Genomic DNA, 24,383 nt, shown 5'->3' with positions numbered 1-24,383 from the left:
TGTTCTCGTGTCAAAGGCCATCGTGTTAAACGCACATTGTCTTAAATGCACATACGTCTTAAATACACATCGCATTAATGTGCGTTCAGTTCATCGCCATACAGCGTATGAAGCAGCGGCTCATCCAATTGCGTTGGATGCCCGTCAAAAACAATGCGCCCTTGGGCGATCCCGATAACCCGCGTGCAGTAATGCTTCACCAGATCCACCGAGTGCAGGTTAACCATCACGCTAATTCCCTGCTGACTCACTTCCCGCAAGACATCCATGATGCGGCGGGTATTTTTGGGATCGAGCGACGCGACCGGTTCATCGGCCAGCAAAATTCTGGGCTGCTGCATGAGAGCCCGACAGATAGCGACACGCTGCATCTGGCCGCCTGAGAGGTTTTCCGCGCGTTGTAACGCCTGTGGCAGCATGTTTAACCATTGCAACAACTCGATGGCGCGAGCGCGGTCTTCGTCGGAAAACACACGAAAGAGTGACTTGAGCGTGGAGGTTTGGCTAAGGCGGCCCAGCAAGACGTTAGTGAGGACATCCAGCCGCGGCACCAGACAGAAATCCTGAAAAATCATGCCGCAATGAGCGCGCCATTGGCGTATCTGGCGCGAGCTTAGCTTGATAATATCCTGTGGCTGCTCACCGCTGTAATTGATGATTTCACCGCCAGAGGCTGAAATCGTGCCGTTTAACAGATGCAGCAGCGTCGATTTTCCCGCGCCAGAACGGCCAATGACGGCAACGAATTCTCCCGTGTGCAGATCGAAGTTAACGTCGTCTAGCACCCGATGTTGTGGAGACCACGCTTTCCCTACGCCGCGAACGGACAGCACCTTTTGCGGCTGAACGGGCTGCAACTGCGTTTTGAATTCGAGGCCAGATTTCAATTGTGCCTGTGCCATCTTGATATCCACTGTGGTGAGGTAGCCCCCTCATTAAGAACAGATGGCGTGATGGTTTAATGAATAGAAAATGATTAAATAATGACCAATTGAAACGATTTGTGAGGCTATCCTTAGCCTGCCAAGATCCGCCAATAAGCAAAGCAATCGATTAGTACACCTTCTGCCCTTTTGCCCACACATGACGAATATGAACATGGCCGTGAAGCGTATGGGCCAGAACCAGATCGGCACGCCCTCCTTCAGCAATCACACCGCGATCGTGTAATCCAATGGCGCGGGCAGGATTGCGCGTCAGCAAGGTGATGGCGCGCGGCAGGTCATAAGGATTGCTCTCATCCTGTGCCAGACGAAAAGCAGCATCAAGCAGGCTAGCGGGGTAATAATCAGAAGAGAGAATATCCAATAAGCCCTGCTGCGCCAGTTGGCTGGCGGATACGTTGCCCGAATGCGAGCCGCCGCGTACCACGTTGGGTGCGCCCATCAACACCAGCAACCCTCGGTCGTGTGAATATCTCGCCGCCGCCTCGGTAGTGGGAAATTCAGCAATCGCACAGCCCACTTGAAGGGATTCGTTAACGTGTTCTACCGTGGCATCGTCATGGCTGGCTAATGCGATCCCTTTTTTACGGCAGAGTGCCGCAATCGCCAGCCGATTGGGCTGAGACCAGCAAGCGGCCAACCCCCTCTGTTCTTCTTCAAACGCGTCCATCTGTAGGTTACTGAGATGATATTTTCCCTGAAAATACTCGCGGTATTTCTGCAACGATGTGTACTGACGCTGGCCGGGCGAGTGATCCATCAATGACACCAGCAGCAGGTCGGGGGTATTCATCAGTTGTTCAAACAGCGGGACTGTGGCGTCATACGGTAGTTCGCAGCGCAGGTGCAGCCAGTGTTCAGCGCGGTTTAGTCCTTTTTCCTGTCCCTGACGGATCGCCTCAACCATTTTATTGAGATTATCGAAGCGATGACCACCGTCCCGCACATCCCCCACGGCAATCGCATCCAGCACGGTGGTGATACCATTCGCCACCATCAGCGCATCATGGCTGCTCATGGCCGAATAGGCTGGCCAATCCACTTTTGGCCGCGGGGTAAAAAATTTATCGAGATTATCGGTATGCAGCTCCACCAGCCCCGGCAGCAGAAATCCCCCTTCGCCATCAAAAGCCCCCGGCTGCTGGCTACATGCGTTGCTAACGTGAGTAATGACGCCGTCTTGCACGTCCAGCGATCCGTAAACCACTTCATTTTCCAATACCAAATGGACATTATTGATAATCATGTTGCTGCACCCCGGGATAAGGTTGCATAGCGTGTAAATGCGTGGCGAGCCGGTTACGCACCGCACCGTCATGGAAAATGCCGACAATCGCCGCCCCGCCCTCACGGGCTTCTTCAATCAATTGAACCACCACATTGCTATTGCCGCTGTCCAGTGAGGCAGTGGGTTCATCCAGCAGGAGAATGGGATAATCGGCGATAAATCCCCGAGCAATATTCACCCGCTGCTGTTCACCACCGGAGAAAGTTGATGGCGGTAGCGACCAGAGTCGCTCTGGTACGTTGAGCCGGGCGAGCAACTGTCTGGCGCGCTCCTCACACTCGGCACGCGCCATACCACGCTCCAGCAGGGGCTGAATGACGACATCCAGCGTGGAGACGCGAGGAATCACCCGTAAAAACTGGCTAACCCAGCCAATGGTGTCGCGGCGAATGGCAAGAATTTGCCGTGACGGAGCGTTCACCAGATCGACCCAGTGATGGTGATGCTTTACCCAGATATGGCCGCTGTTAGGCTGGTAGTTGGCATACAGCGAACGGAGCAGCGTCGATTTACCACTGCCGGAATGACCATCCAGCACCACGCACTCCCCTGCCTTGACCTCAAAATTAGCGTCATGCAACACGGGCAACGCAGCGCCGTGCTGATTGTGTAACACGAAGACTTTATAAAGATGCTCAACGCGAAGCTGTGTGTTCATGGCGTGTTCCGATTGATTACAACCTGATTCACCCGCGCTGGCGCGGGATTCGTGCGGCTTCCATCAGCTCAGGACTGACGAAACCAGCAGTTGCGTATAAGGGTGTCTAGGATCGTCCAGTACGCGGTCAATCAGGCCGCTTTCGACAACCCGCCCTTGTTTCATCACGATCAGGTGGTGAGCCAGCATCCGCGCGACGCCCAAATCATGCGTCACGATCACCACCGCCAGATTCAGTTCACGCACCAGAGTACGTAAGAGATCCAGCAGACGAGCCTGTACGGAAACATCGAGCCCGCCGGTCGGTTCGTCCATGAAGACCAATTTAGGGCGTGTCACCAGACTGCGGGCAATTTGCAGGCGCTGCTGCATCCCGCCAGAAAAGGTGGTGGGCAGATCGTCAATACGCGCGACCGGGATCTCAACGTCCTGTAACCACTGGCTTGCCTGCTGGCGAATCTCACCGTAGTGGCGCTGCCCAGCGGCCATCAGCCGTTCACCAATATTGCCGCCGGCCGAAACCTGCGGGCGCAGGCCATCGAGCGGATACTGATGCACCACGCCCCACTCGGTGCGAAGCAAACGTCGCCGCTCACTTTCGCTCAGGCGATATAAATCGCGCCCCTGATAGTCAATCGTTCCCTGCTGTGGCGTTAACCGTGCCGAGATCGCTTGTAATAGCGTGGTTTTCCCCGATCCTGACTCACCGACGATCCCCAAAACTTCCCCTGGAAAAAGCTCGAACGAGACCTCTTCAAAACCCTTTTCCGGCGCATAAAGGTGCGTCAGGTTATTGACCGCAAGCAGCGGCTGTTCACTGCGATTCATGGCTTTGTTTCTCCTGCTGCTGACGGCAATAGTCGGTATCGGAGCAGACAAACAGACGCGATCCTTCATCATCTATCACGATTTCATCAAGGTAGCTGTCATGCGAACCGCACAGCGCACAGGGCTGATCCCAGCGTTGAACGCAGAACGGGTGATCGTCAAAATCCAGACTTTTCACGTCACAGTAGGGAGGCAAAGCATAAATGCGTTTTTCTCTGCCTGCGCCAAACAGTTGCAGCGCGGGCATCCGATGCATTTTGGGGTTATCAAACTTTGGAATAGGCGAAGGGTCCATCACATAGCGATCGTTTACCTTCACCGGATACGCATAGGTTGTCGCAATATGACCATAGCGGGCGATATCTTCGTACAGCTTCACCTGCATGATGCCGTACTCTTCCAGCGCATGCATTTTGCGTGTTTCGATCTCACGCGGCTCAATAAAGCGCAGCGGATCGGGGATCGGCACCTGATAGATCAGGATTTGATCTTCTTTCAGCGGCGTTTCAGGAATGCGGTGGCGCGTCTGAATTAGCGTGGCCTCAACGGTGCGTTCAGTGGTCACCGCCCCGCTCACGCGCTGGAAGAAACGCCGAATAGAGACAGCATTGGTCGTGTCGTCCGCGCCCTGATCGATCACTTTCAGCACATCGTTTTCGCCAATCAGGCTGGCGGTGAGCTGAATGCCGCCGGTGCCCCAGCCATAGGGCATCGGCATTTCCCGTCCACCAAACGGCACCTGATAGCCGGGAATCGCCACCGCCTTCAAAATAGCGCGCCGGATAGTCCGTTTGGTTTGCTCATCAAGATAGCCGGGGTTATAGCCGCTTAACTCATGCATCTTTGCCCTCCTGATACTCCTGACGCAGACGTTTCAATAACTCCAGCTCCGCCTGAAAATCGACGTAATGGGGCAATTTGAGGTGAGAGACAAACCCTGCCGCCTCGACGTTATCCGCATGCGACAGCACAAACTCTTCGTCCTGCGCCGGGCTGGTCACCCGTTCGTGATGCTCTGCGGTTTGCAGCGCGCGATCCACCAGAGCCATCGACATCGCTTTACGCTCCGCGCGCCCAAACACCAACCCGTAGCCTCGGGTAAAGTGCGGCGCGTCCTCATCCCGATCGGTAAACCCGTTGACCATTTCACACTCGGTCAGCAGGATTTCACCGACTTCCAGCGGAAAGCCCAGCTCCTCCGGCACAATCTCTACCGTGACAAAGCCGGTGCGAATCTCGCCGGCAAAGGGATGAGTCCGACCATAGCCGCGCTGCGTCGAGTAGCTCAACGCCAGCAAAAAGCCTTCGTCCCCCCGCACCAGCTGTTGCAGACGTGCCGAACGCGGGGCGGGATAACTCGGCGGGTCGCGGGTGATATCGCACGGTTCGCTGCCGTCATCCTCTTCCCTGATGGCAAAACCCTCGCGAGTCATCAGATCAAATATCAGCGGGCACGTTGCTTCCAGCGGTATATCCGCCACGCACGGCGTGGGTGTGTCACCGTTGGCAAGCAGCGTGAAATCCAGCAAGCGGTGAGTGTAATCGTAGGTAGGGCCGAGAACCTGACCGCCCGGCACATCTTTGTAGACCGCCGAAATGCGCCGCTCAATGCGCATATTTGCCGTTATTAGCGGCAGACTGTCGGCCAAGCGCGGCAGCGTCGTGCGATACGCACGCAGCAGAAAAATAGCTTCCACTATATCGCCACTGGCCTGCTTGATAGCCAGTGCTGCCAGTTCACGATCGTAAATTCCGCCTTCGGTCATCACGCGATCGACCGCCAGCCCGAGCTGCTGTTCAACCTGCTGGCAGCCAATCTCCGGAATATCACGATCCCCACGACGCAGATCTTCCTGTAAGCGATGGGCATTCTCGATCGCTTTCTCTCCCCCTTTCACGGCGACATACATCAGCAGACCTCCACGTGGGTGGTGCGCGGTAATGCCATCAGGGCATCCGCACAGGTGAACATCAGATCGATACCTTGCGGAAAGGGATCGGGACGGTGACAGAGATAGCGCACGATGTCCGGCGACAATTGCGGATCAACGACGCGTGAGGTTTCCAACCCCGGCCCGCTCAGGCACAGCGGCGTGCCGCCGGTCAGGGAAGTGACCTCGATGATGACCGTGGTACTCTTTTCCGGCGACATGACGTCACCAGCAGAAAACCGCGACAGCGCGATAGCCGTGGCTGACGAAACGTGAAGCAAGGCGAAGGCCGCCGATTCATCGCGGGTCAATATCGCACCGGTATGAAAACGCAGATTGCTGCGGAGGGTGTCATCATCCAATGCGTCATCCAGCCAGAGCGGCGTGTCGCGATCGACCAGCGTCAGCATCACCGCCGTCGAAGCGGGAGAAAGCCTCCCCCAGCCTTGCTGTAACGGTAAGGTCACCATTACGCCCGGCTCGCTAACGGCTTTGAGGATGCGCCGAAAAGTACACTGCGCGTCAGCCACCGGCTGCGCAAAGCTCGCCTGTATAGACATCAGTTATCTCCGCGAACCAACGTGAAGAAATCGACCTTGCTGCTGGCAATTTCACGCGCGCGCTGTTCACACAGCTCGGCACGCTGCGCCGCCAGAGGCTCGATGAGATGCTCCTGTAACCGATCGTGGTTTTCAGGCTGTTGCAACAGAGCATCAATAACGGCACAGCGCTCGGCATGGGCTTTATCGCGCCCAGCCACATAGCTATACCCGCACGTACCGTCTGCCAGACGCACCACGGCACGAGTGATCGTCATATCTCCCAGCACAAAGCGCTTGCCCGTTCCCCCCATTCTCGCCTGTAGGCGAGTCAGGCCAATTTCAGCGGCGCGCAGCAGGGCGTACTGCGGGTGTAAATTGAGTGCGTGCCAGCGTTTTTCCAGCTCGGCAACCGGGCTGAATGCCAGCACCGAGAGCCAGCGTTGACGGCGTGTTAGCGTATCCATCTAGTGCTCCAGCGTCAGTTCGATCATATCGCCGCGCGTCAGGCTGACGGAGTACTCGGCGATCTCACCGTTTGCGGTTTTATTCAGCGTGCGCAAACACAGCAGCGGTGCCTGCGCGTCGATTTCCAACAGCCGACTCTCTTTAGCCTGAGCCAGACGCGTACTGATGCGCGTTTGCGTGCGAACCAGCGTCTGATTCAGTCGCTCGGTAATAAAGTCGTGCAGCGAGCCGCTATTAAACTGCTGTAGGTGCGGCCACCAGGAAAGATTGGGCAGGAAATGGTTAATGACGCAGACGGGAATGCCGTTCACCCGGCGCAGCGTGCGCAAATGGATGACGTTGTCGCCTTCGCCACAGCCCAGCGTGGTGGCAATCTCCTGACTGGCCGGAGTCAGCATGGCAAAGAGTCGTTCGCTGGAGGGATTACTGCCTTGCTCCAACAGGTTCTGGCTAAAGTGGGCCTGCGCATGCAGCGGGTAATCATAAGGCCGCATAAGCACCAAGATCCCCACGCCGTGACGGCGTTGAACCAGCCCCTTTTTCACCAAATCATCCACGGCTCGGCGTAACGTATGGCGATTAACGGCGTAGTGCGTCGCCAGTTGCTTTTCAGAGGGGAGGTAGTCGCCACATTTGTAGCGTTCGCGTAGCTCTTCTTCTAACCGGGCGGCAATCGCCTGATAGAGCGTGGTCGGATGTCTGGACAACTGCATCATAAAAAATCTCCCAGAAACAGGGGCATTAATACGATTCGGAAGGCGAATGCTGGAGTGCATAAATATTGAACAATATTGGCGGGGGAACATGTCGATATCGTTAATCAGACATGGCACAAAAATGAACTTTTTTCGATAGGCTGCTAACAATGTATGGCTATCGGCAACGCATTATCTCACTGGGCGACAACCCTGTACCAAACGCCCCACACACGGCTTTACCCGCGCGTGGGGGATGATTTTCAAGTATCAGAATGTGAGTCCAAACTGCATTTTGGCGCTGTTTTCGCGCATTTTATCGCTAACCAGGCCTTGGTAGCCCAGTAACAGCGTCGCATTCTGCTTAATCGCTAACGTGACGCCCGCCCGCACGAGCAGCGCATCGCGATCGTCAGTGGCAGAGTGGACGGTATACGCATCGCCGCCTTGTACAAAACTCAGCCGCGTTTGATTACGATCCGGCGTCAGGCGTCGCTGATAGCCCGCATCGGCATAGAGCCGGACAGGCGAGAGTGAAGACCAGCGCGCCTCACCGCGTAAGCCCAGCGTTGAGTATCCCGCCCCGCTGTCCTGACGTTCCCAGCGCAGCGCAGCGGCGCTACCGTATTCCTGTCCGCCTGCGAGATCGAGCCAGGCATACGAGAGGTTGCCATAAGGCTCGACACTTAGGCTGTCATTGAACGCAAACCGATGACTTCCTTCCGCAAATCCCTGAAAAAGGTGCGCATGATAATCTGCCTGAGCGCGGCTCGTGAGTCCGGGCACCTGAATGTCTCGCTCAGTGCCCATATCCAGATAGCTGTAGACCAGACCGGATCGCCATGCGATGCCGCTATAGCTCGTTCCCCAATAGCTGCCAACGTGATAAGCCGTCACATCGTTACTGGCGGCACGCGCATCGGTTTTGATCTTGCTTTTCTCTGCACCGACGACGATACCCAGCGTGCTGCTTTCACCGACTGGGCTACCGTTACCGATTAAGAAGCCATAGCCGCTGTGGTTAACGCGTGAGGATTCAGCGGTCCCATCGAACTGGCCATTGTTCGCCCACGTACTCAGCCAAAGCGATTGTGCATTTTCATCGTGCAGTGCGCTGTTGATCTCGTCCCGCACGTACCGGCTACGCTGGAGCAATGCGGCGCGCGAGGCGGCGTAGATCTCACCGTCGAGGTTATCAAATGCCGCCCGTGCGGTCGCTTCACTGCGGCTGTTCGCGATAGCAGAGAAAACCGGCCCACTATTCTGGCTCTCGATCGTCTGCGCAACGGCGCGTTGATTAAGGCTGGTAGCAACGTCATTAAAGGCGCGATTATTGCGCACCACGTCCAGATAAGCCTGCTTGTTGCCATAGCTCAGCGTATCTTGCAGGAAAGGCTGGGTTGAGTTGGAGGTTAATCCATCAAAGCTGCCGCTCAGGGTGCCACCGACATTCAAGAGGGTAAACCGATCGCCCAATGACTGCGAAGGCGCATCCAGCACCACGGTGCCCGCCAACGTCGCATCCTGTGTAACATTCAGGCCATCGGCATTGCCCTGCTCATCAATCTCATAGTGATAAAGACTGCCGGACTGAAACACCACATTGCCAACCGTTAATGTGCCAACGGATGCGCCGGGCGAAAGCGTTGAGCCGTTCTCAAGCGTGACGGTGCCAGCGATTTTGCCATGCCCGCCCAGCGTCGCCGCAGATTGCACCCAGACATCCCCCGCCAGACTACCGCTCCCCTGCGCAACTTTGCCCACTATGACGCTGCCGCCTTCGACAATGGTCGGCCCGAGATAGGTATTATTACCCGTCAGATAAAGGGCTCCTGCGCCCTGCTTGCGTAAACCGACATCTAACTGATACAAGGAACTGCTGCTGGTCGTATTTTTCACCTGTGCAATGTCATTGCTCCAAGTGCTGGAATATCCTTGCGTATCAACCCCGTAGATCGCGTAGTTACCGTTAAATGTTCCACTACTGAGATCGCTATTGCTCAGCCTCTGGGCATTCAATGCGCCCGGCCCCTGCACCGCTTTATACGCATTCACCATCCCCTGACCAAATAGCGATTGGTAATCATCCGTTGTGAGCACATTGATATTTTGCGCGCTGGCGCGGGCACGAATCGCGCTGCGCACCTGTTCATCCGTAAGATTATCGAAGAACGCATCCTCTCTGACCCGTGCCAGAAAGACGGTCATTTCCTCATCGCTAAACGTGACAGCATTACCCGTCGAATAAACATTGAGTTCACTACTGAGATGGTTTTGATGGTCATCGTAATTCTTGTGGATGAGCAACACCGCACGCGGGGTATTGCTACCGGTGAGCGGCGTGGCCGTGGACAAAAGAATATCGGCTAGCTGCTTACCGTCCAGATACGGAAACGCCTCAGACGCCAGCGCGGCAACGCCCGAAACGTAAGGTGCCGAAAATGACGTGCCGCTGAATGTGTCAGTGGTGTTCGCATCTCTGGTAGACACAATATTCACGCCCGGCGCAAGCAGCGTATAAGCCGACGCTCCAAATCCCAGGTTACTGAATGATGCAATAAACGCCGCACTGGAAGGGCGCTGAGAAGGATCGTAAGCCACAACACTGAGCCAGTTATTGGCAATCGTATTGTCAATTCCGTAGGCATCTAATAGCGTTGGCAGCCCAGCATTAATCGACGGCGTCAGGTGCCCTTCGTTCCCGGCAGAAAACACCGTTAACTGACCCTGCTTTGCCATCTCCGTACCAATCACCATATTGTTATTGATGATGCCGTCCAGCAATTCAATCTGACGATCGGCGCTGAACGTTTGCACCGTATCGTTAAATATTTGGTATCCCCAGCTATTATTGACGATCTTGATATCTGGACGATCGAGCACATTAAGCTGGGCATTAACCAATGTATTCGATGAAAAAGTGGTTCCTAACGGCAGCAGGTTCGCCTGATAGGCGATGCCGTGAATGCCGCTATCATTTTTCGCCGCACCAATGACACCCGCCACCGCGTAGCCATGAAACGCGCCATCCCACGGGGATGAGATCCACCCCGCCCCCGAATCCACCCGTCCGGCAAATTCATCACCGCTCAGTTCGCCAGTCGCATCAATGACCGCAACGCCAACGCCCTTCCCCGAGAAACCGAGACTGTAGGCCTCTGCTGCGTTGATCGAATCCAGTGCAGCACCGTTACGCTCATACTCCGCCGTCCGAAAATTATCCGCTCCCCATAACGTCACAGGACAAAACAGCAGTAACCCCATCGCAAGTACACGGCATAAATGGTTGTTAGAAGGATTATTTTTGAAAGGATGGATTTTCCACATCGAGAGCATTAACGACACCCTGTTCGAACACAAATGTGATTGTCACTCTATGTTACTAGTACAAATAATCATAACGCATGAAGGTAACAATCAATGAATTTCATGAGGTATTCGGTTACAGGTAAAGAGGTCAGACCGAAAAGGAAAATACGGAGAAGGGAGAGAGAGGAAAAGGACGATCAAAAAACGGGCCTCAGCCCGTTTCCTTAAGCGACGTCAGTTTACTTCAGCGTCTGCAACAGACTCTTGCGCTGGTTTTCCAGCGATGTGACGCGGCTACATACGTCATTGCCGAAGCGCTGGAATTCCAGTTCCTGATTGTTCCACTCGGCCTGAATCGCTTTCTGCAAACCACCGAGGTTGCCCATCATCGCCTGTAGCGGGTTGCCGCCGCTGGACATCTGTTTCACGCCCATTTCGTTCAGGCTGTCCTGCAAGACGCCGCCCATGCTTTGTTGCACGAGCTGCTTGCCATCTTGTTCAACTTGCTTAATCGCCTGATGGTGGAACGTCAGGCCATCGGTGCGGTGTTCGATAATTCGGTTCATCTGCTGCTTGAGCTGTTTATCCAGCGTAGTCAGACGATTGCGTACATTGCTGTCGCTGCCAAGCTCCTGCACGATCACGTTATCCAGCGCGACTCGCGCTTTTTCAAGATGCTGCTGCGCACCCTGGTCGATCCACGGCAGCTGCTGGCGTAAATCCGCCTGATAGGCTTTGGCTTTCTGGCGCTGTTCGGCATTCAGGGTCAGTGGTGTACCGTTACGGACGATATCGCCCTGCGGGGAGAGTTGTAAATTGCCGCTGGCCCCCACGACCTGTACGTGCTGCGGACTGATAATGATGTCGTCCTGCGGGTTCACGTTGCACTGGTAGGCCGCCTGCGCTTGCCAGGACAGCAACATCAATAAACCCAAGGTTATTTTACGCGACATATTTTCTCCTGAAGAAAACAACGGCAGTAGCGGGAGAGCGGCAATCCGCCCTTTGATGAGGCGGATAACGCCTGAGCCAGAATCAGCTCAGGCATACCTTGATAAGACCAAGGATTACAGCAGGTGTTCTGGCAGATCCCACCAGATATCGAACAGGTTGCTGACTTTGACGTCCGTCAGTTTCTGCTCTTCCAACCAGCGGCTAACCAGTTGGCGATGCTCTTCGGTGCAGTGACCAATTTTTTGCAGACAGATCAGGCCTTCCCAGAGCAAATAACCGCTGCCTTCAAATGCCAGTCCTTCTGGTTCAATGACGTCGTCAACGAACTTATCCATCAGTTGATCGATATCTTCTACGCTAGTGCCTTCTGGAAAGCGGAAGCTGACAGAAAAACCTAATTCCTGAAACTCATCAATGTGAAGCTTTTTACGTAAACGACGGCTACGAGCTTGTGCCATTTTATTTTATCCTCTCAAACATCAGATCCCACACGCCATGCCCCAAACGCTGGCCGCGTGCTTCAAATTTCGTCAGCGGACGGGACTCCGGCCGCTCAACGTACTCATTATTATTGGAAAGATTACGGTACTCGGTGACAGAGGTCATCACTTCGAGCATATGTTGTGCATAAGGTTCCCAGTCTGTTGCCATATGGAACACGCCGCCGACTTTCAGCTTACTCTGTACCAGTTGGACGAAAGGCACCTGAACGATACGGCGTTTATTATGGCGGGCTTTATGCCATGGGTCTGGGAAGAAGAGTTGAACCATGGACAGTGAGCCATCTGGGATCATATTCATCAGCACTTCGATCGCATCGTGACACATCACGCGCAGATTGCTGATTCCTGCTTCCTGTGCGGCAGCAAGACAGGCTCCCACGCCCGGCAGGTGAACTTCGATACCGAGGAAATTCTGCTCAGGATGCTGTGCCGCCATCGTCACCAGCGAGGCGCCCATCCCAAAACCAATTTCCAGCACCACCGGCGCGTCACGACCAAATAGCGGGTTAAAATCGACCAGCTCGGTCTGATATTCCACGCCCATCACCGGCCAGTAGTTATCCAGCGCCAGCTGTTGCCCGTTAGTCAAGCGCCCCTGACGGCGGACAAAACTGCGGATACGACGCATCGGGCGCCCATTTTCATCAAATTCCGGTGAAATGACGTTGTTAATCATAAAGAGTGTTTACTTGCTGTCCGATTTCGTTAATGAAACGCGCATTATGCAAGGATACCGTGGTTTAGCAAGCCCACTGCCTCGGAAAGTTCCGGTTTACAGCACATTCACTCTGTGCTGGAATCGCTATCAAACTTTTACCTGCCGGATAGTGACCCCATTTTATGATGCAAGCGCAACAGTTCGCCCATCAGGTGCTGGACTGGTATCAACGCTATGGCCGCAAAACCCTGCCGTGGCAGCTTGAGAAAACTCCCTATAAAGTATGGCTATCCGAAGTGATGTTGCAACAAACGCAGGTCACCACGGTTATTCCCTATTTCCAACGCTTTATGGAACGCTTTCCGAACGTAAACGCACTGGCGGCAGCGCCGCTGGACGAAGTGCTCCACCTGTGGACCGGGCTAGGCTACTACGCCCGTGCGCGCAACCTGCACAAAGCGGCACAGACCATCGTGTCACGTCACGGCGGCGAGTTCCCCACCACCTTTGATGAAGTCGCGGCATTGCCGGGCGTCGGGCGTTCCACCGCTGGCGCGGTGCTGTCGCTCGCGCTCGGCCAGCATTACCCGATTCTTGACGGTAACGTGAAGCGCGTGCTGGCACGCTGCTACGCCGTTGACGGCTGGCCGGGCAAGAAAGAGGTCGAAAAGAAACTGTGGGCGCGGAGTGAAGACGTCACGCCAGCCGAGGGCGTCAGCCAGTTTAATCAGGCGATGATGGATCTCGGTGCGATGGTCTGTACCCGCAGCCGCCCCAAGTGCGAGCTGTGTCCGCTGAACACGGGCTGCATTGCCTACGCCAACCACAGCTGGGCACAATACCCCGGCAAGAAGCCGAAGCAGACGCTGCCGGAGAAAACCGGCTGGTTCCTGCTGATGCAACAGGGTTCTCAGGTCTGGCTGCAGCAGCGCCCTGCCGTCGGCCTGTGGGGCGGGCTATTTTGCTTCCCGCAGTTCAGCGAACGTCGGGAATTGGAACTCTGGATGCACCAACGCGGTCTGAATCCTGATGGATTGCAACAGCTTGTCGCGTTCCGCCATACATTTAGCCATTTTCATCTGGATATCGTTCCGCTCTGGCTGGACGTATCGCAGACCGATCGCTCACAAAACAGGTCCTGCATGGATGACGATGCAGGTCTCTGGTATAACTTAGCGCAGCCGCCGTCTGTCGGACTGGCCGCCCCGGTAGAACGCCTGCTGAGGGAGTTGGCTCACCCGCAGTCAACACGTTTGAAAGCCTGCGAAATTGATGAGGAAGAAGCATGAGCAGAACGATTTTTTGTACTTTTTTACAACGCGATGCCGAAGGGCAGGATTTCCAGCTCTATCCCGGCGATCTGGGCAAGCGCATCTATAACGAAATTTCCAAAGAAGCCTGGGCGCAGTGGCAAACCAAGCAAACCATGCTGATCAACGAGAAAAAACTCAGCATGATGAATGTTGACGACCGTAAGCTGCTGGAACAGGAAATGATCAAATTCCTGTTTGAAGGAAAGGACGTACACATCGAAGGCTATACGCCTCCGAGCCACTGAGATTGCGGGCTTTCGGGCCCGCTTACGTCCCCATTCCGACACGGCTTGTTATATGAAGAAAATGTTAGCTCTGCTGGTGATTGCACCACTGCTGGTTTCCTGTTCAGGAAACAAAGGGAATGCCAACGACGAAGAGTTTCTCAAGGATACCAACGCCTTCGATATTTTGATGGGCCAGTTCGCCAACAACATCGAAAATATCTGGGGGATGAATGAAGTACTGATCGCCGGCCCGAAAGACTACGTCAAATACACCGATCAATATAAGACGCGTAGCCACATCAACTTTGATGCCGGTTCAATCACGATCGAAACCATTTCGGCAACCGACTCCGTTGCCAGCCTGCGTCAGGCGATTATCACGACCCTGCTGATGGGCGATGACGCCAGTAACACCGACCTGTATTCCGACGCTAACGATATTCAAATCAGCCGCGAACCGCTGCTGTACGGACAGGTGCTGGATAACACCGGACAGCCGATCCGCTGGGAAGGTCGTGCCGCCAGCTTTGCGGATTACCTGCTCCAGAACCGTCTGCAAAAACGCACCTCCGGCATGCACGTTATCTGGTCGGTCACGATGCAGCTTGTCCCTAACCATCTGGATAAACGTGCGCACAAATACCTGCCGCTGGTACGTAAAGCCTCCGAGCGTTACGGCATTGAAGAGTCGCTGATTCTGGCGATTATGCAGACAGAATCGAGCTTCAACCCTTATGCCGTCAGCCGTTCCGATGCGCTGGGTCTGATGCAGGTGGTGCAGCACAGCGCAGGACGCGACGTCTTCAAGATGAAAGGGAAAGGGGGGCAGCCGAGCCGCAGCTATCTGTTCGATCCAGAACAAAACATCGACGCCGGTACCGCCTATCTGTCGATTCTGAAGAACAGCTATCTGGCTGGCATTGAGAACCCGACGTCGAAACGCTACGCCGTCATCACCGCGTATAACGGTGGCGCAGGCAGCGTGTTGCGCGTCTTCTCCAGCGATCGCGATCGCGCCGTGGGCATTATCAACAACATGTCACCGAGCGACGTCTACCAAACGCTGACAACGAAGCATCCGTCTGGTGAATCACGTCGCTATCTGTACAAAGTGAACACGGCACAGAAAAATTACCGCCGCTAATTCACGCGCACCACAGAACGCCGCGCTACCGGGTTTATTCCGGTAGCGCGGTTTCATCAGATCAGATAGCTACAATAACGTTGTTGATAAACACGATGACCGCGATTCCTTTACCGTTTATTACCGCACTTCTGCTGGTTATTTTGTTTTTTCGCATCCAGTTTCTGGCTATTCACAACCATTCCCATCACAAGAACACCAAAAAGCGCAGTGCAACGGCAGAAGCGGTACTCATCGGCGTAAGCTGTCTTGCCCTGACGCTGGTGGCGTTACGCTGGGGCAGCCATGTTGCCTTACCCGCGTTTATTCAACCCATGATTGCCGCATCGATTCCACCGCTGTTATGGCTGTGTCTTTTCCCTCACGGCGACAAGGCCTCTGAGGACGTAACCCGCTCACGCCGACGATCTCTCTGGCATCTGTTACCGCCTTTACTCATCCTTGGCGCAAGCGCCATCCAGAGCAGAACAACCGTTCCGCTCATCGACCTGATGCTGGTGAGTATTTACTTCGGTTATGGGTCAATGCTGATTTACAGCGCTCGCCGTCTGCAAACGTCATTACCTAGATGGAAAAGCGCGCCGTTTATCGCTGGGCTGTATGTGCTTATCTCCGGCGCTATCGACACCGTCATTGCACTGGATATCGCGTTCTACAGCGGCAATAGCGCGGCGACCATCATCACCGCGTTCCACATCGTCATGCTGGCGATATTGACCCTGCTGATCGTCACACACCGCACGTCCCCACAGGCAGGGCTTGTCGCTCCGCCTGACCAGAAGCCTGAAGCCGTCCCCGCCACCGAAGACGAACACCAGCTCGCGAAAGCGTTAGATGATTTCATCCGCACTCACGCGCTGTACACCGATCCGGGCATGACGCTTCAGCGCTTGAGCAGGCGCATGGGCATACCGCTCAGACGCCTGTCCGAAACCATCAACCGCGTTCACGGTCGTAATTTTTCGCAGGTGATGAACGAATATCGCATAGAGGAGGCTAAACGCCTCCTCAGCCAAACGGATGACCGAATCACGGATATCATGCTGGCCAGCGGGTTTCAGACTAAATCAAACTTCAATCGCGAATTTCTGCGGCTAACGGGGGTAAGCCCCAGCGTCTGGCGTAGTCAGTACCCACTTCAGGAACAGACTACGGCTTCCGCCACGCCGCCTGAAGAAAATCGCTGACATCCTTCCCTATTTCCTGATGGATCTGCTCACGCGAACGCTCACCACCGTCGAGACAAATCATGCCGTCGCCAGGGCTCTCGGCATTGATGATTTCAACAGCACCCGGCTTACAAAGCTGCATAAAACTAAAATGCGTCGCGTCGGCAATTTCTTTATACGCTGAATACGCTGGCGACAGCTTTTGCGCCAGATCGTGGGATTCCAGCTTGGCGGGTAGCTCGTCATTGGGATACCCCGCCGCCATAATCAATACAGGAATGTTTATTGCCGCCAGACTCTCTGCGGTAAACCCTCGTGCCAACCCCATATCCAGCGAGAGCACCGCGCTGATGCGTGGATCGGCGAGTGATTTATCAAGCTGCGCACGCGATGCGGCGCTTTTTGCGACCTGCATCTTTTCATAGGCTTTGCAGGACGCCAGCCCGACATGCGTCAGACAATCCTTCTCAAATTGCTCCGTACTGAAACGCCCACCAGCCAGCGCCAGCACCGTCCATCCCCCCAACGAATGACCTACAGCGGCAATGCGCTTCGCATCAACCTGCCCCGTCTTCTCTGGCGTAGCGAGTAATGCCGTAATGACGCGGCTGAGGTCATGAGGCCGTTGCCACAGAGCCTGAGCGTTCTCAGGGCGCATGTCTTTCGTCGTGGTTCCGGGATGATTGGGCGCAGCGACAATATAGCCTTGCTTAACCAACGCCTGCGCCAGCCAGAGTTGATTAAACCAGCTCCCGCCATAGCCGTGTGAAACCACAATCAAAGGATGTTCACCAGGTTCAGGCTCGGCATTTTTACTCACCACAATGCCGGGAAAAGCAATATTCTCGCCAATGCTCGTCGTCTGCGATGGTGATGACGCCGGATAAAATACGGCGACGTCCAACGGCCTGTTAGTGGCCTCATCCGCTAACGTGATTTGTTGAAACCCAATGCCCGCGTTTGCCATAACGCCAAAGCTGAGTAGTAAGTTCGTGAGTAGTCCTATCGTGATACGCCATGTCATACCTATTTCTCCGAAGTTTCCGTGCTGTGAAAAATAGCATTTATAACAATGACTTTCTGACCGATGCGACCTAAAACGCTATTTAGTCCCTCTGTTTTTTCTGCCTGAGCAGCAATACGACTGGGAGCCGAGAGAAGAATAAGAATGCTCTGACAACAAACGTTCGATTAACGCCAATAAATAACGCTATTCTTTGCGATTGTATGAATAAAGGGAGTGAGGACCAATATTGAGTGCAATATTAAATTTTACTTAGTTCAATCAATTATCCGGAATTAATAAAAAATACAAGAGTTAATAGCCATAGTAATAAACATGCCTGTGATTACAAAAATCAGCCGCATAGACTGCACTACCTGCCTTTGATTCCATTATTATCGCAGTAAAATTACTCCATTAACCTCCTACTAATAACAATATTAAATTACCACGACACATTACAAACAATATATCGAGAGGAGTTGTTATAAGTAAAATCAACGGTAGCAAGAAAATAATCTGCGCGTAAAATACCCATCGAAATTATTTACAGCAATATTATTCACATCTTTAAAGAAGAGAGTTGTTATGGAAAACACAACAGTAGAGAAGCAATACTCTAAAAAATGGCAAACCCGCTTCGCGTTTTATAATGAGTTTGGTGGGCCTAATACACCAGCCCATAAGGCTGCATTTAAAAATCTCAGTTTTCTCAATAGAATTCTGATTCAGAGCAACTTTATTGCTTTCTTTTTTGGCCTGATTTACTTCTTTGTTCTTGGGTTATGGCGAAAAAACCTGACGCTGTTAGGTATTGGTATTGCTATTAACATTGTTATCGCTTTCATTGAAGCTATCGTTGATGCCATGCTTCCCGAGTATATGAATCTTCCTATTGCTCTTTCTATCAGTTATCTGTGGGCAGGAACGGCTAACTACGCGTACTACCTGAAGGAAACTCAGAACAGCAAAAGCTGGAACCCGTTTGAAGGTATGCTCTAAACCTCGCTCACAAAAAACTACGGCCAGCATGTGCTGGCCGCATTCCCTGATATTGGCGTAAAATTTACCCACCTTTCTTCCCGCTTTAGGAAGTCTTTTGGGTATAGAGCCAAAAAAGTCTGTTAACGCTTAATTTTTTTAAATTGCTGTGTAGTAGCCGTTAATGCGGTTTCTGTCGGCAGCCGCTCCATAGAGCTGGCACCGTAAAAACCATCGCACTGCGGGCAGTGATCCATAATGAACTGTGCGTCCTGCGGTGTTGAAATCGGTCCTCCGTGACACAGCACAATCACATCCTTACGGATGGATTTTGCCTCACGTGCCCAGTGATTAATCAACGGAACGCAATCCGCCAGATTAAGCGCGGTTTCCGCGCCAATGTTGCCGCCGGTGGTTAACCCCATGTGCGGCACAATAATATCCGCCCCCGCTTTCGTCATCGCGACGGCATCTGCCGCACTGAACACGTAAGGCGTGGTCAGCATATCTTTTTCGTGCGCCAGACGAATCATGTCCACTTCCAGCGCGTAACCCATGCCGGTTTCTTCCAGATTGGCGCGGAAATTACCGTCAATCAGCCCAACGGTTGGGAAGTTCTGCACGCCAGAAAAACCCAGCGCTTTCAGGTCATCCAGAAACTTATCAAACTGACAGAAAGGATCGGTCCCGTTTACGCCCGCCAGCACTGGCGTGTGCTTCACAACCGGCAGCACCTCTTTCGCCATATCCACGACGATCTCATTCGCGTTGCCGTAAGCCAACAGGCCAGCCAGCGAACCTCTCCCCGCCATGCGATAGCGCCCGGAGTTGTAGATCACGATCAGATCGATGCCGCCCGCTTCTTCACATTTCGCGGAAAGCCCCGTTCCCGCGCCACCGCCGATAATCGGCTCACGGCGGGCGATCATGTCGCGGAATTTTGCCAGCAGTTCCTGACGATTTATGCCTGACATCATGCTTCTCCCTTCTTATTTCACTAACGCCCGAAACGCATCGACTGCGGCATGGGCAAATAAAGGATCGTTAATATGGAAAGGCAGACGAATAATCTGTCGTCTTGCCGTTTGCTGCACGACGCTCTCCAACGTGCTGATAAACGCGTCACGCGCTTCCGGGTGCCAGAATGCCTGATCCGGCGCATCCAGCGCGGAGAAGCCGCCTTCTGGGATCAGGAAGCGCACCTCGCCTTCACAGCGGTTGAGCTTCTCCCCAATCCAGCGCGCCATCGCGATATTTTCGTCTATCGTGGTTCGCATCAGGGTGACCTGCGCGTTGTGGTTGTAGAACAGACGATGCGCGTATTTCTCCGGCACGCTAGCGGGAGAACCAAAATTCACCATGTCCAGCGCACCGCAGGACGCCACGTAAGGCACCTGCGTCTTGGCTATCGCATCAAACCGTTCCGGCCCACAGGCCAACACGCCATCAAACAGTAAATCGCACACCTCAGTCGTGGTGAGGTCGAGCACGCCAGTGAGCAAATGGCTGTCCACCAGCTTTTCCATCGCTTTCCCACCGCTGCCCGTCGCGTGAAAGACCAGACAGTCAAACTCCGCTTCCAGCAATGCACTGGCTTCCTGAATGCACGGCGTCGTGACACCAAACATGGTCAGGCCAATCGCGGGCTTATCGTCATGATGTTCCTGAATATGAAACTTCACAGCGCCGGCGATCTGGTGCGCAGCGTTGCCAAGAACCTGACGAGAAATACGGTTCAGGCCCGCCACATCGGTAACGGAATACATCATGCTGATATCGCTGGCTCCGATGTAACCGGAGATATCGCCGGAGGCCATCGTCGACACCATCAGCTTCGGCATACCAATCGGTAACGCCTGCATGGCGGGCGTAATCAGCGCGGTTCCGCCGGAGCCACCGAGACCCAGCACCCCGGCAATATCATCGCGGGACAGCATGAAGTGCTCAAACGCAACGGCCATGGCGCTAATTGCCTGACCTCGGTCATGGCAAAACACCGCCGATGCGCCCTGCGGATGGTAAGATGCCACCGTTGCGGCGCTGATATCTGTCGCCTCTGACACTTGTGTATCTGCTGACGGTGGTGTCGTTGACAGATCGACCGTGACCGTTTTTAAGCCTGTAGCGGCAATCAAATCGCGGACGTAAATCTGTTCTTTTCCTTTAGTATCAGCGGTACTTGCAATATAAACGCTGCCAACTTCACTTCCCATTTGGTATCCCTCCCACCGTTAGCGAAACAACTAACAGATTGATATAAATAGCAATTAAAAGAAGTCAAAAACAGAAAAGATTAATTTGCCGCCATATTGAGACTTGAGTATCAGAAAGACAAATCATTAAATACCCAAATGAGACAAAAGTCTCAAAATGTTATGTATGGCATTACATTAACAGTAAGAAAGCTTGACGTGGCACAAGAATCACTCAATTTGCTATAGTTCAGGCGACAACGCCGTGCTGCCCGATAGCGTCCGGCCCGAAAATTCAATGAGGTCTATGTGATTGAACGGGATGAAAAACTGACATCAACACGGGCTAAAACCCGTCGTTTACTAATTGATACTGCCATGAATATGTTCGATCAAGGCATATTCCCTTCCATTACCGATGTTGCCGCTGCGGCTCAGCTTTCACGCGCAACGGCCTACCGCTATTTTCCAACGCAAAGTGCGTTAGTTTCCGCCGTTGTCGGCGAAAGCCTTGGCCCGATTCTGGCGTGGCACCCGACACAGCCGGACGCCAGTGAACGCGTTTCTGAACTGCTGCACTTTGCTTACCCAAGAATGCTGGAGCATGAAGGTGCGCTGCGTGCAGCGTTACATCTTTCACTGCAACAATGGGCCGATCGCCGTTCCAATCGCCTACATACGGATACGCTGACGCGCGGCAATCGTAAACGCCTGCTCAAAATTGCCACCGAACCGCTGGAAGGAAAAATCACGCCGGAAGCACAACAGCGGGTGATTTATGCCTTATCGCTTATTTATGGTTCGGAGGTTTTCCTGGTGCTGAAAGATATCTGGCATTTGGAAGAAGACGGCATTCAGGATGTCACGCAGTGGGTCGCCAAAGCCATTTTACGGCAGGCGGAAGAAGATGCCGCACAGGCCGCTTCACAGAAAACCTAACGAACACATTCATGCTGCGTTCCGCTCTGTCGCCGGGTACGCAGCAACGGAAGCACACACGTTGCCAAGGGAACATATGATGCTGAAAGGTAAACGCGCGATTGTCACCGGCGGTGGTCGCGATTTTGGACAAGCGGTATCCGTCTGGCTGGCTCGCGAAGGGGTGAAGGTCGATCTTTGCGCCCGTAAACTGGCCGATGCACAGGCCAGCGTCGACATCATTCATCAGGAAGGCGGCACGGCGCGTGCGTATCAGTGCGATATTGCTAATCCTGATTCGGTCAGCAATTTTTCCGCACAGCTGCTGGAAGACAGCACGCCCGTCGATATTCTGGTGCTCAGCGCCGCGCAATGGCTGGAAGGTGCATTGGGGGAGGAAGACACCGATGCGGATATCGTCAGCACCATCAACTCTGGCCTGACCGGTTCAATCCTACTCACCAAAGCGCTATTGCCGAGTTTACGCCATTCACAGGGTGCCGATATTCTGGCGATGGTTTCCGTCTGCGGCGTGCCGCAGTTCCACGACTCTATCGCCCACCCCGCGTTCTTCGCCGCCAAGCACGGCATGAGCGGCTTTAGCCAGAATCTGGCGCATCATGTCGCGCAGGAAAACATTCGCGTGACGGGGTTTTATCCGCCAGATTTTGAGGTCACCGGCTTTGATCACAGCCCCGCGAGCGGGGAAAAAATGGGCGAGCATCTGCTGAATGCCCGCTCGATATGGGAAACCATGCGTTTCGTGCTCATCCAGCCGCGCAGTTGCCATATCAACGCCATCCATTTTCAGGGGCCGACGCGCGCAGATATCGGCGTGTAACCCATCATATTTTGCGCTTCATCCCGCTCCGGTATTTATCACATAACCGGGGCGGTGAAGTGTGTTCCCCGCCTAACGTACCTCGCGTCCCCCCACACCATCATGCTCTGACACACTTTCCTTCTATCCATTTTTTGCCACAGAACACAGGAAAAGGTAGCATCGCTGCCGTTGTTTTCTGCCATGCGGCTTAGAGCGCTCAACGCACTATAAAAAACGTCGCAGACAAAAACGTAATCATTTGAATTTTAAATAATAATAGAGAACGCGTCGCCACGAGATGCGTGACAGACAGGAAAGCACGGACACCAATGACAGAACATTCCTCCCCTCATGGCGAGCGTCATGCCGCCGAGCAACGTCTCCACGAAAAGGGTTATCACCAAAGTCTCGGCAATCGCCATGTGCAGATGATCGCAATTGGCGGTTCCATCGGCACCGGGCTGTTTCTTGGCGCGGGAGCCCGTCTACAAATGGCGGGGCCAGCGCTGGCGTTGGTCTATCTGGTTTGCGGCATCTTCTCTTTTTTCATCCTGCGCGCGCTGGGCGAACTGATCGTGCATCGCCCCACCAGCGGTAGCTTCGTGTCATACTCGCGTGAGTTTCTGGGTGAAAAGGCCTCCTACGTGGCAGGCTGGATGTACTTTCTCAACTGGGCGATGACCGGGATTGTCGATATCACCGCCGTCGCACTCTACATGCACTACTGGGGCACGTTTGCCGATGTCCCACAGTGGCTGTTCGCGCTGGGTGCGCTGTCCATCGTCACACTGATGAACCTGATTGGTGTGAAGTGGTTTGCCGAAATGGAGTTCTGGTTTGCGCTGGTAAAGGTCGCGGCTATCGCCATTTTTCTGGTGGTCGGCACGGTCTATCTCGGCACGGGCAGCCCGCTGGATGGCAACACGCCCGGCCTGCACCTGATTACCGATAACGGCGGCCTGTTCCCACACGGCATTCTGCCCGCGCTGGTGCTGGTTCAAGGGGTGATATTTGCCTTTGCTGGTATCGAGATCATCGGGACAACCGCAGGCGAATGTAAAAACCCAGAGCAGGTGCTGCCAAAAGCAGTCAACAGCGTCATCTGGCGTATAGGCCTGTTCTACGTCGGTTCTGTCGCGCTGTTGGTCTGCCTGCTGCCGTGGAACGCCTATCAGGCCGGACAAAGCCCGTTCGTGACTTTCTTCAGCAAGCTGGGCGTTCCCTATATCGGGACGATCATGAATATCGTGGTGCTGTCCGCTGCGCTGTCGAGCCTGAACTCCGGTCTGTACTCGACGGGCCGCATCCTGCGCTCGCTGTCGCTGGGTGGTTCGGCTCCCGCTTTCCTGTCGAAAATGAGCAACCAGTCCGTGCCCTATACCGGTATTCTGGTCACGGTCGCCATCCACATTCTCGGTGTGGTGCTGAACTACGTGGTGCCGTCGCAGGTGTTCGAGATCGTCCTGAATATCGCCTCGCTCGGCATTATCTGCTCCTGGGCGTTCATCATTCTGTGCCAGATGCAGTTACGTAAAGCGATTCGTAAGGGGAAAGCCAAACCGGTGGCGTTCAAAATGCCCGGTGCGCCCGTGACATCATGGCTGACGCTGGCTTTTCTGGTGAGCGTATTGGGATTGATGGCGTTTGATTACCCGAACGGCACCTGGACGGTTGCAACCATTCCGGTACTGGCGATCATGCTGATTATCGGCTGGCGCGGGCTGAAAAAGCAGCGAGAAGCGGTGAAGCTCGCCAACCAGCAGGAATCCAGCCTGCGTTAAGACAGAAAAAACTCAGGCTCGTTTCCGAGCCTGAGTTTCATGAGCTGAAGAGAAAGG

At 54.1% G+C, this 24,383-nt stretch carries 24 protein-coding genes; 8 read left to right on the top strand and 16 right to left on the bottom strand.

Annotation, left to right across the window (positions count from 1 at the left end; translation table 11 throughout):
* Positions 1 to 74 precede the first annotated feature (74 nt).
* The 13 genes from phnC to trmB form a co-directional block, all read right to left on the bottom strand.
* On the bottom strand, positions 75 to 902 hold the full coding sequence (phnC, locus tag BJJ97_RS10010) for a phosphonate ABC transporter ATP-binding protein (protein WP_095993850.1): 828 nt from the start codon (positions 900 to 902) through the stop codon (positions 75 to 77).
* A 151-nt stretch (positions 903 to 1,053) separates the two neighbouring features.
* Positions 1,054 to 2,190: an alpha-D-ribose 1-methylphosphonate 5-triphosphate diphosphatase gene (gene phnM / locus BJJ97_RS10005; protein ID WP_095993849.1), complete on the bottom strand. Its 1,137-nt coding sequence runs from the start codon at positions 2,188 to 2,190 to the stop codon at positions 1,054 to 1,056.
* A complete protein-coding gene (gene phnL / locus BJJ97_RS10000; RefSeq protein WP_095993848.1) occupies positions 2,177 to 2,890 on the bottom strand; it encodes a phosphonate C-P lyase system protein PhnL in 714 nt (237 codons plus the stop codon). Before phnL ends, phnM begins: the two co-directional genes overlap by 14 nt.
* Before the next feature lie 63 nt (positions 2,891 to 2,953).
* Entirely contained in the window at positions 2,954 to 3,718 is a 765-nt protein-coding gene (gene phnK, locus BJJ97_RS09995) for a phosphonate C-P lyase system protein PhnK (RefSeq protein ID WP_095993847.1), read from the bottom strand.
* Positions 3,705 to 4,559 carry an alpha-D-ribose 1-methylphosphonate 5-phosphate C-P-lyase PhnJ gene (locus BJJ97_RS09990; protein ID WP_095993846.1) on the bottom strand — a complete coding sequence of 285 codons (855 nt, stop codon included), beginning with the start codon at positions 4,557 to 4,559 and terminating at the stop codon, positions 3,705 to 3,707. The genes phnK and BJJ97_RS09990 overlap by 14 nt, the downstream gene beginning before the upstream one ends.
* Entirely contained in the window at positions 4,552 to 5,628 is a 1,077-nt protein-coding gene (locus BJJ97_RS09985; protein ID WP_095993845.1) for a carbon-phosphorus lyase complex subunit PhnI, read from the bottom strand. Before BJJ97_RS09985 ends, BJJ97_RS09990 begins: the two co-directional genes overlap by 8 nt.
* Positions 5,628 to 6,209, bottom strand: a complete 582-nt coding sequence (gene phnH / locus BJJ97_RS09980; protein ID WP_095993844.1) for a phosphonate C-P lyase system protein PhnH — start codon at positions 6,207 to 6,209, stop codon at positions 5,628 to 5,630. The genes BJJ97_RS09985 and phnH overlap by 1 nt, the downstream gene beginning before the upstream one ends.
* Complete coding sequence (gene phnG, locus BJJ97_RS09975) at positions 6,209 to 6,655, bottom strand: phosphonate C-P lyase system protein PhnG (RefSeq protein WP_095993843.1); 447 nt, start codon at positions 6,653 to 6,655, stop codon at positions 6,209 to 6,211. Before phnG ends, phnH begins: the two co-directional genes overlap by 1 nt.
* Positions 6,656 to 7,369: a phosphonate metabolism transcriptional regulator PhnF gene (phnF, locus tag BJJ97_RS09970; RefSeq protein WP_167385222.1), complete on the bottom strand. Its 714-nt coding sequence runs from the start codon at positions 7,367 to 7,369 to the stop codon at positions 6,656 to 6,658.
* 252 nt (positions 7,370 to 7,621) lie between these two features.
* On the bottom strand, positions 7,622 to 10,687 hold the full coding sequence (locus BJJ97_RS09965) for an autotransporter domain-containing protein (protein ID WP_227003586.1): 3,066 nt from the start codon (positions 10,685 to 10,687) through the stop codon (positions 7,622 to 7,624).
* 212 nt (positions 10,688 to 10,899) lie between these two features.
* On the bottom strand, positions 10,900 to 11,613 hold the full coding sequence (locus tag BJJ97_RS09960) for a YggN family protein (protein WP_010282855.1): 714 nt from the start codon (positions 11,611 to 11,613) through the stop codon (positions 10,900 to 10,902).
* Between the two features lie 114 nt (positions 11,614 to 11,727).
* On the bottom strand, positions 11,728 to 12,072 hold the full coding sequence (locus tag BJJ97_RS09955; RefSeq protein ID WP_039483816.1) for a YggL family protein: 345 nt from the start codon (positions 12,070 to 12,072) through the stop codon (positions 11,728 to 11,730).
* A 1-nt stretch (position 12,073) separates the two neighbouring features.
* On the bottom strand, positions 12,074 to 12,793 hold the full coding sequence (gene trmB, locus BJJ97_RS09950; RefSeq protein ID WP_095993841.1) for a tRNA (guanosine(46)-N7)-methyltransferase TrmB: 720 nt from the start codon (positions 12,791 to 12,793) through the stop codon (positions 12,074 to 12,076).
* Positions 12,794 to 12,957: 164 nt separating this feature from the next.
* On the opposite strand from trmB, the gene mutY reads away from it, so the two are divergent.
* From mutY to BJJ97_RS09930, 4 genes are all read left to right on the top strand, one after another.
* Positions 12,958 to 14,064: an A/G-specific adenine glycosylase gene (gene mutY / locus BJJ97_RS09945; protein WP_039483814.1), complete on the top strand. Its 1,107-nt coding sequence runs from the start codon at positions 12,958 to 12,960 to the stop codon at positions 14,062 to 14,064.
* Positions 14,061 to 14,333 (top strand): oxidative damage protection protein, encoded by a 273-nt coding sequence (locus tag BJJ97_RS09940; protein ID WP_005975842.1) that lies wholly within the window; start codon positions 14,061 to 14,063, stop codon positions 14,331 to 14,333. The genes mutY and BJJ97_RS09940 overlap by 4 nt, the downstream gene beginning before the upstream one ends.
* Before the next feature lie 52 nt (positions 14,334 to 14,385).
* Positions 14,386 to 15,459, top strand: coding sequence for a membrane-bound lytic murein transglycosylase MltC (gene mltC / locus BJJ97_RS09935; RefSeq protein WP_095701811.1), 1,074 nt, complete (start codon positions 14,386 to 14,388; stop codon positions 15,457 to 15,459).
* Positions 15,460 to 15,554: 95 nt separating this feature from the next.
* Positions 15,555 to 16,646: a helix-turn-helix domain-containing protein gene (locus BJJ97_RS09930; RefSeq protein ID WP_095993840.1), complete on the top strand. Its 1,092-nt coding sequence runs from the start codon at positions 15,555 to 15,557 to the stop codon at positions 16,644 to 16,646.
* Here BJJ97_RS09930 and BJJ97_RS09925 read toward each other — a convergent pair.
* Positions 16,609 to 17,652: an alpha/beta hydrolase family protein gene (locus BJJ97_RS09925; protein WP_095993839.1), complete on the bottom strand. Its 1,044-nt coding sequence runs from the start codon at positions 17,650 to 17,652 to the stop codon at positions 16,609 to 16,611. The two genes, BJJ97_RS09930 and BJJ97_RS09925, sit on opposite strands and share 38 nt — an antisense overlap.
* Positions 17,653 to 18,219: 567 nt before the next feature.
* Here BJJ97_RS09925 and BJJ97_RS09920 point away from each other — a divergent pair.
* Positions 18,220 to 18,633, top strand: coding sequence for a DUF2628 domain-containing protein (locus tag BJJ97_RS09920; protein ID WP_095993838.1), 414 nt, complete (start codon positions 18,220 to 18,222; stop codon positions 18,631 to 18,633).
* A gap of 122 nt (positions 18,634 to 18,755) precedes the next feature.
* Here the strand turns inward: BJJ97_RS09920 and BJJ97_RS09915 are convergent, their stop codons facing one another.
* Together BJJ97_RS09915 and BJJ97_RS09910 are read right to left on the bottom strand one after the other, a co-directional pair.
* Entirely contained in the window at positions 18,756 to 19,589 is an 834-nt protein-coding gene (locus BJJ97_RS09915; protein ID WP_095993837.1) for a phosphoenolpyruvate hydrolase family protein, read from the bottom strand.
* Between the two features lie 12 nt (positions 19,590 to 19,601).
* The gene (locus BJJ97_RS09910) at positions 19,602 to 20,825 is read right to left on the bottom strand and encodes a Tm-1-like ATP-binding domain-containing protein (RefSeq protein ID WP_095993836.1); all 1,224 of its coding nucleotides are present in this window, start codon (positions 20,823 to 20,825) and stop codon (positions 19,602 to 19,604) included.
* Between the two features lie 288 nt (positions 20,826 to 21,113).
* Here BJJ97_RS09910 and BJJ97_RS09905 point away from each other — a divergent pair, with 288 nt between their 5' ends.
* The 3 genes from BJJ97_RS09905 (at position 21,114) to ansP (ending at position 24,326) form a co-directional block, all read left to right on the top strand.
* Positions 21,114 to 21,743 (top strand): TetR/AcrR family transcriptional regulator, encoded by a 630-nt coding sequence (locus tag BJJ97_RS09905; RefSeq protein ID WP_039483806.1) that lies wholly within the window; start codon positions 21,114 to 21,116, stop codon positions 21,741 to 21,743.
* 79 nt (positions 21,744 to 21,822) lie between these two features.
* On the top strand, positions 21,823 to 22,563 hold the full coding sequence (locus BJJ97_RS09900) for an SDR family oxidoreductase (RefSeq protein WP_095993835.1): 741 nt from the start codon (positions 21,823 to 21,825) through the stop codon (positions 22,561 to 22,563).
* A 311-nt stretch (positions 22,564 to 22,874) separates the two neighbouring features.
* Positions 22,875 to 24,326, top strand: a complete 1,452-nt coding sequence (gene ansP, locus BJJ97_RS09895) for an L-asparagine permease (protein ID WP_095993834.1) — start codon at positions 22,875 to 22,877, stop codon at positions 24,324 to 24,326.
* Positions 24,327 to 24,383 lie beyond the last annotated feature (57 nt).

The organism is Pectobacterium polaris (assembly GCF_002307355.1).
GTDB classification, from domain to species: domain Bacteria; phylum Pseudomonadota; class Gammaproteobacteria; order Enterobacterales; family Enterobacteriaceae; genus Pectobacterium; species Pectobacterium polare.
Note: the sequence above shows the minus strand (reverse complement) of the source record. Positions and strands in the feature narration are given on the sequence as shown.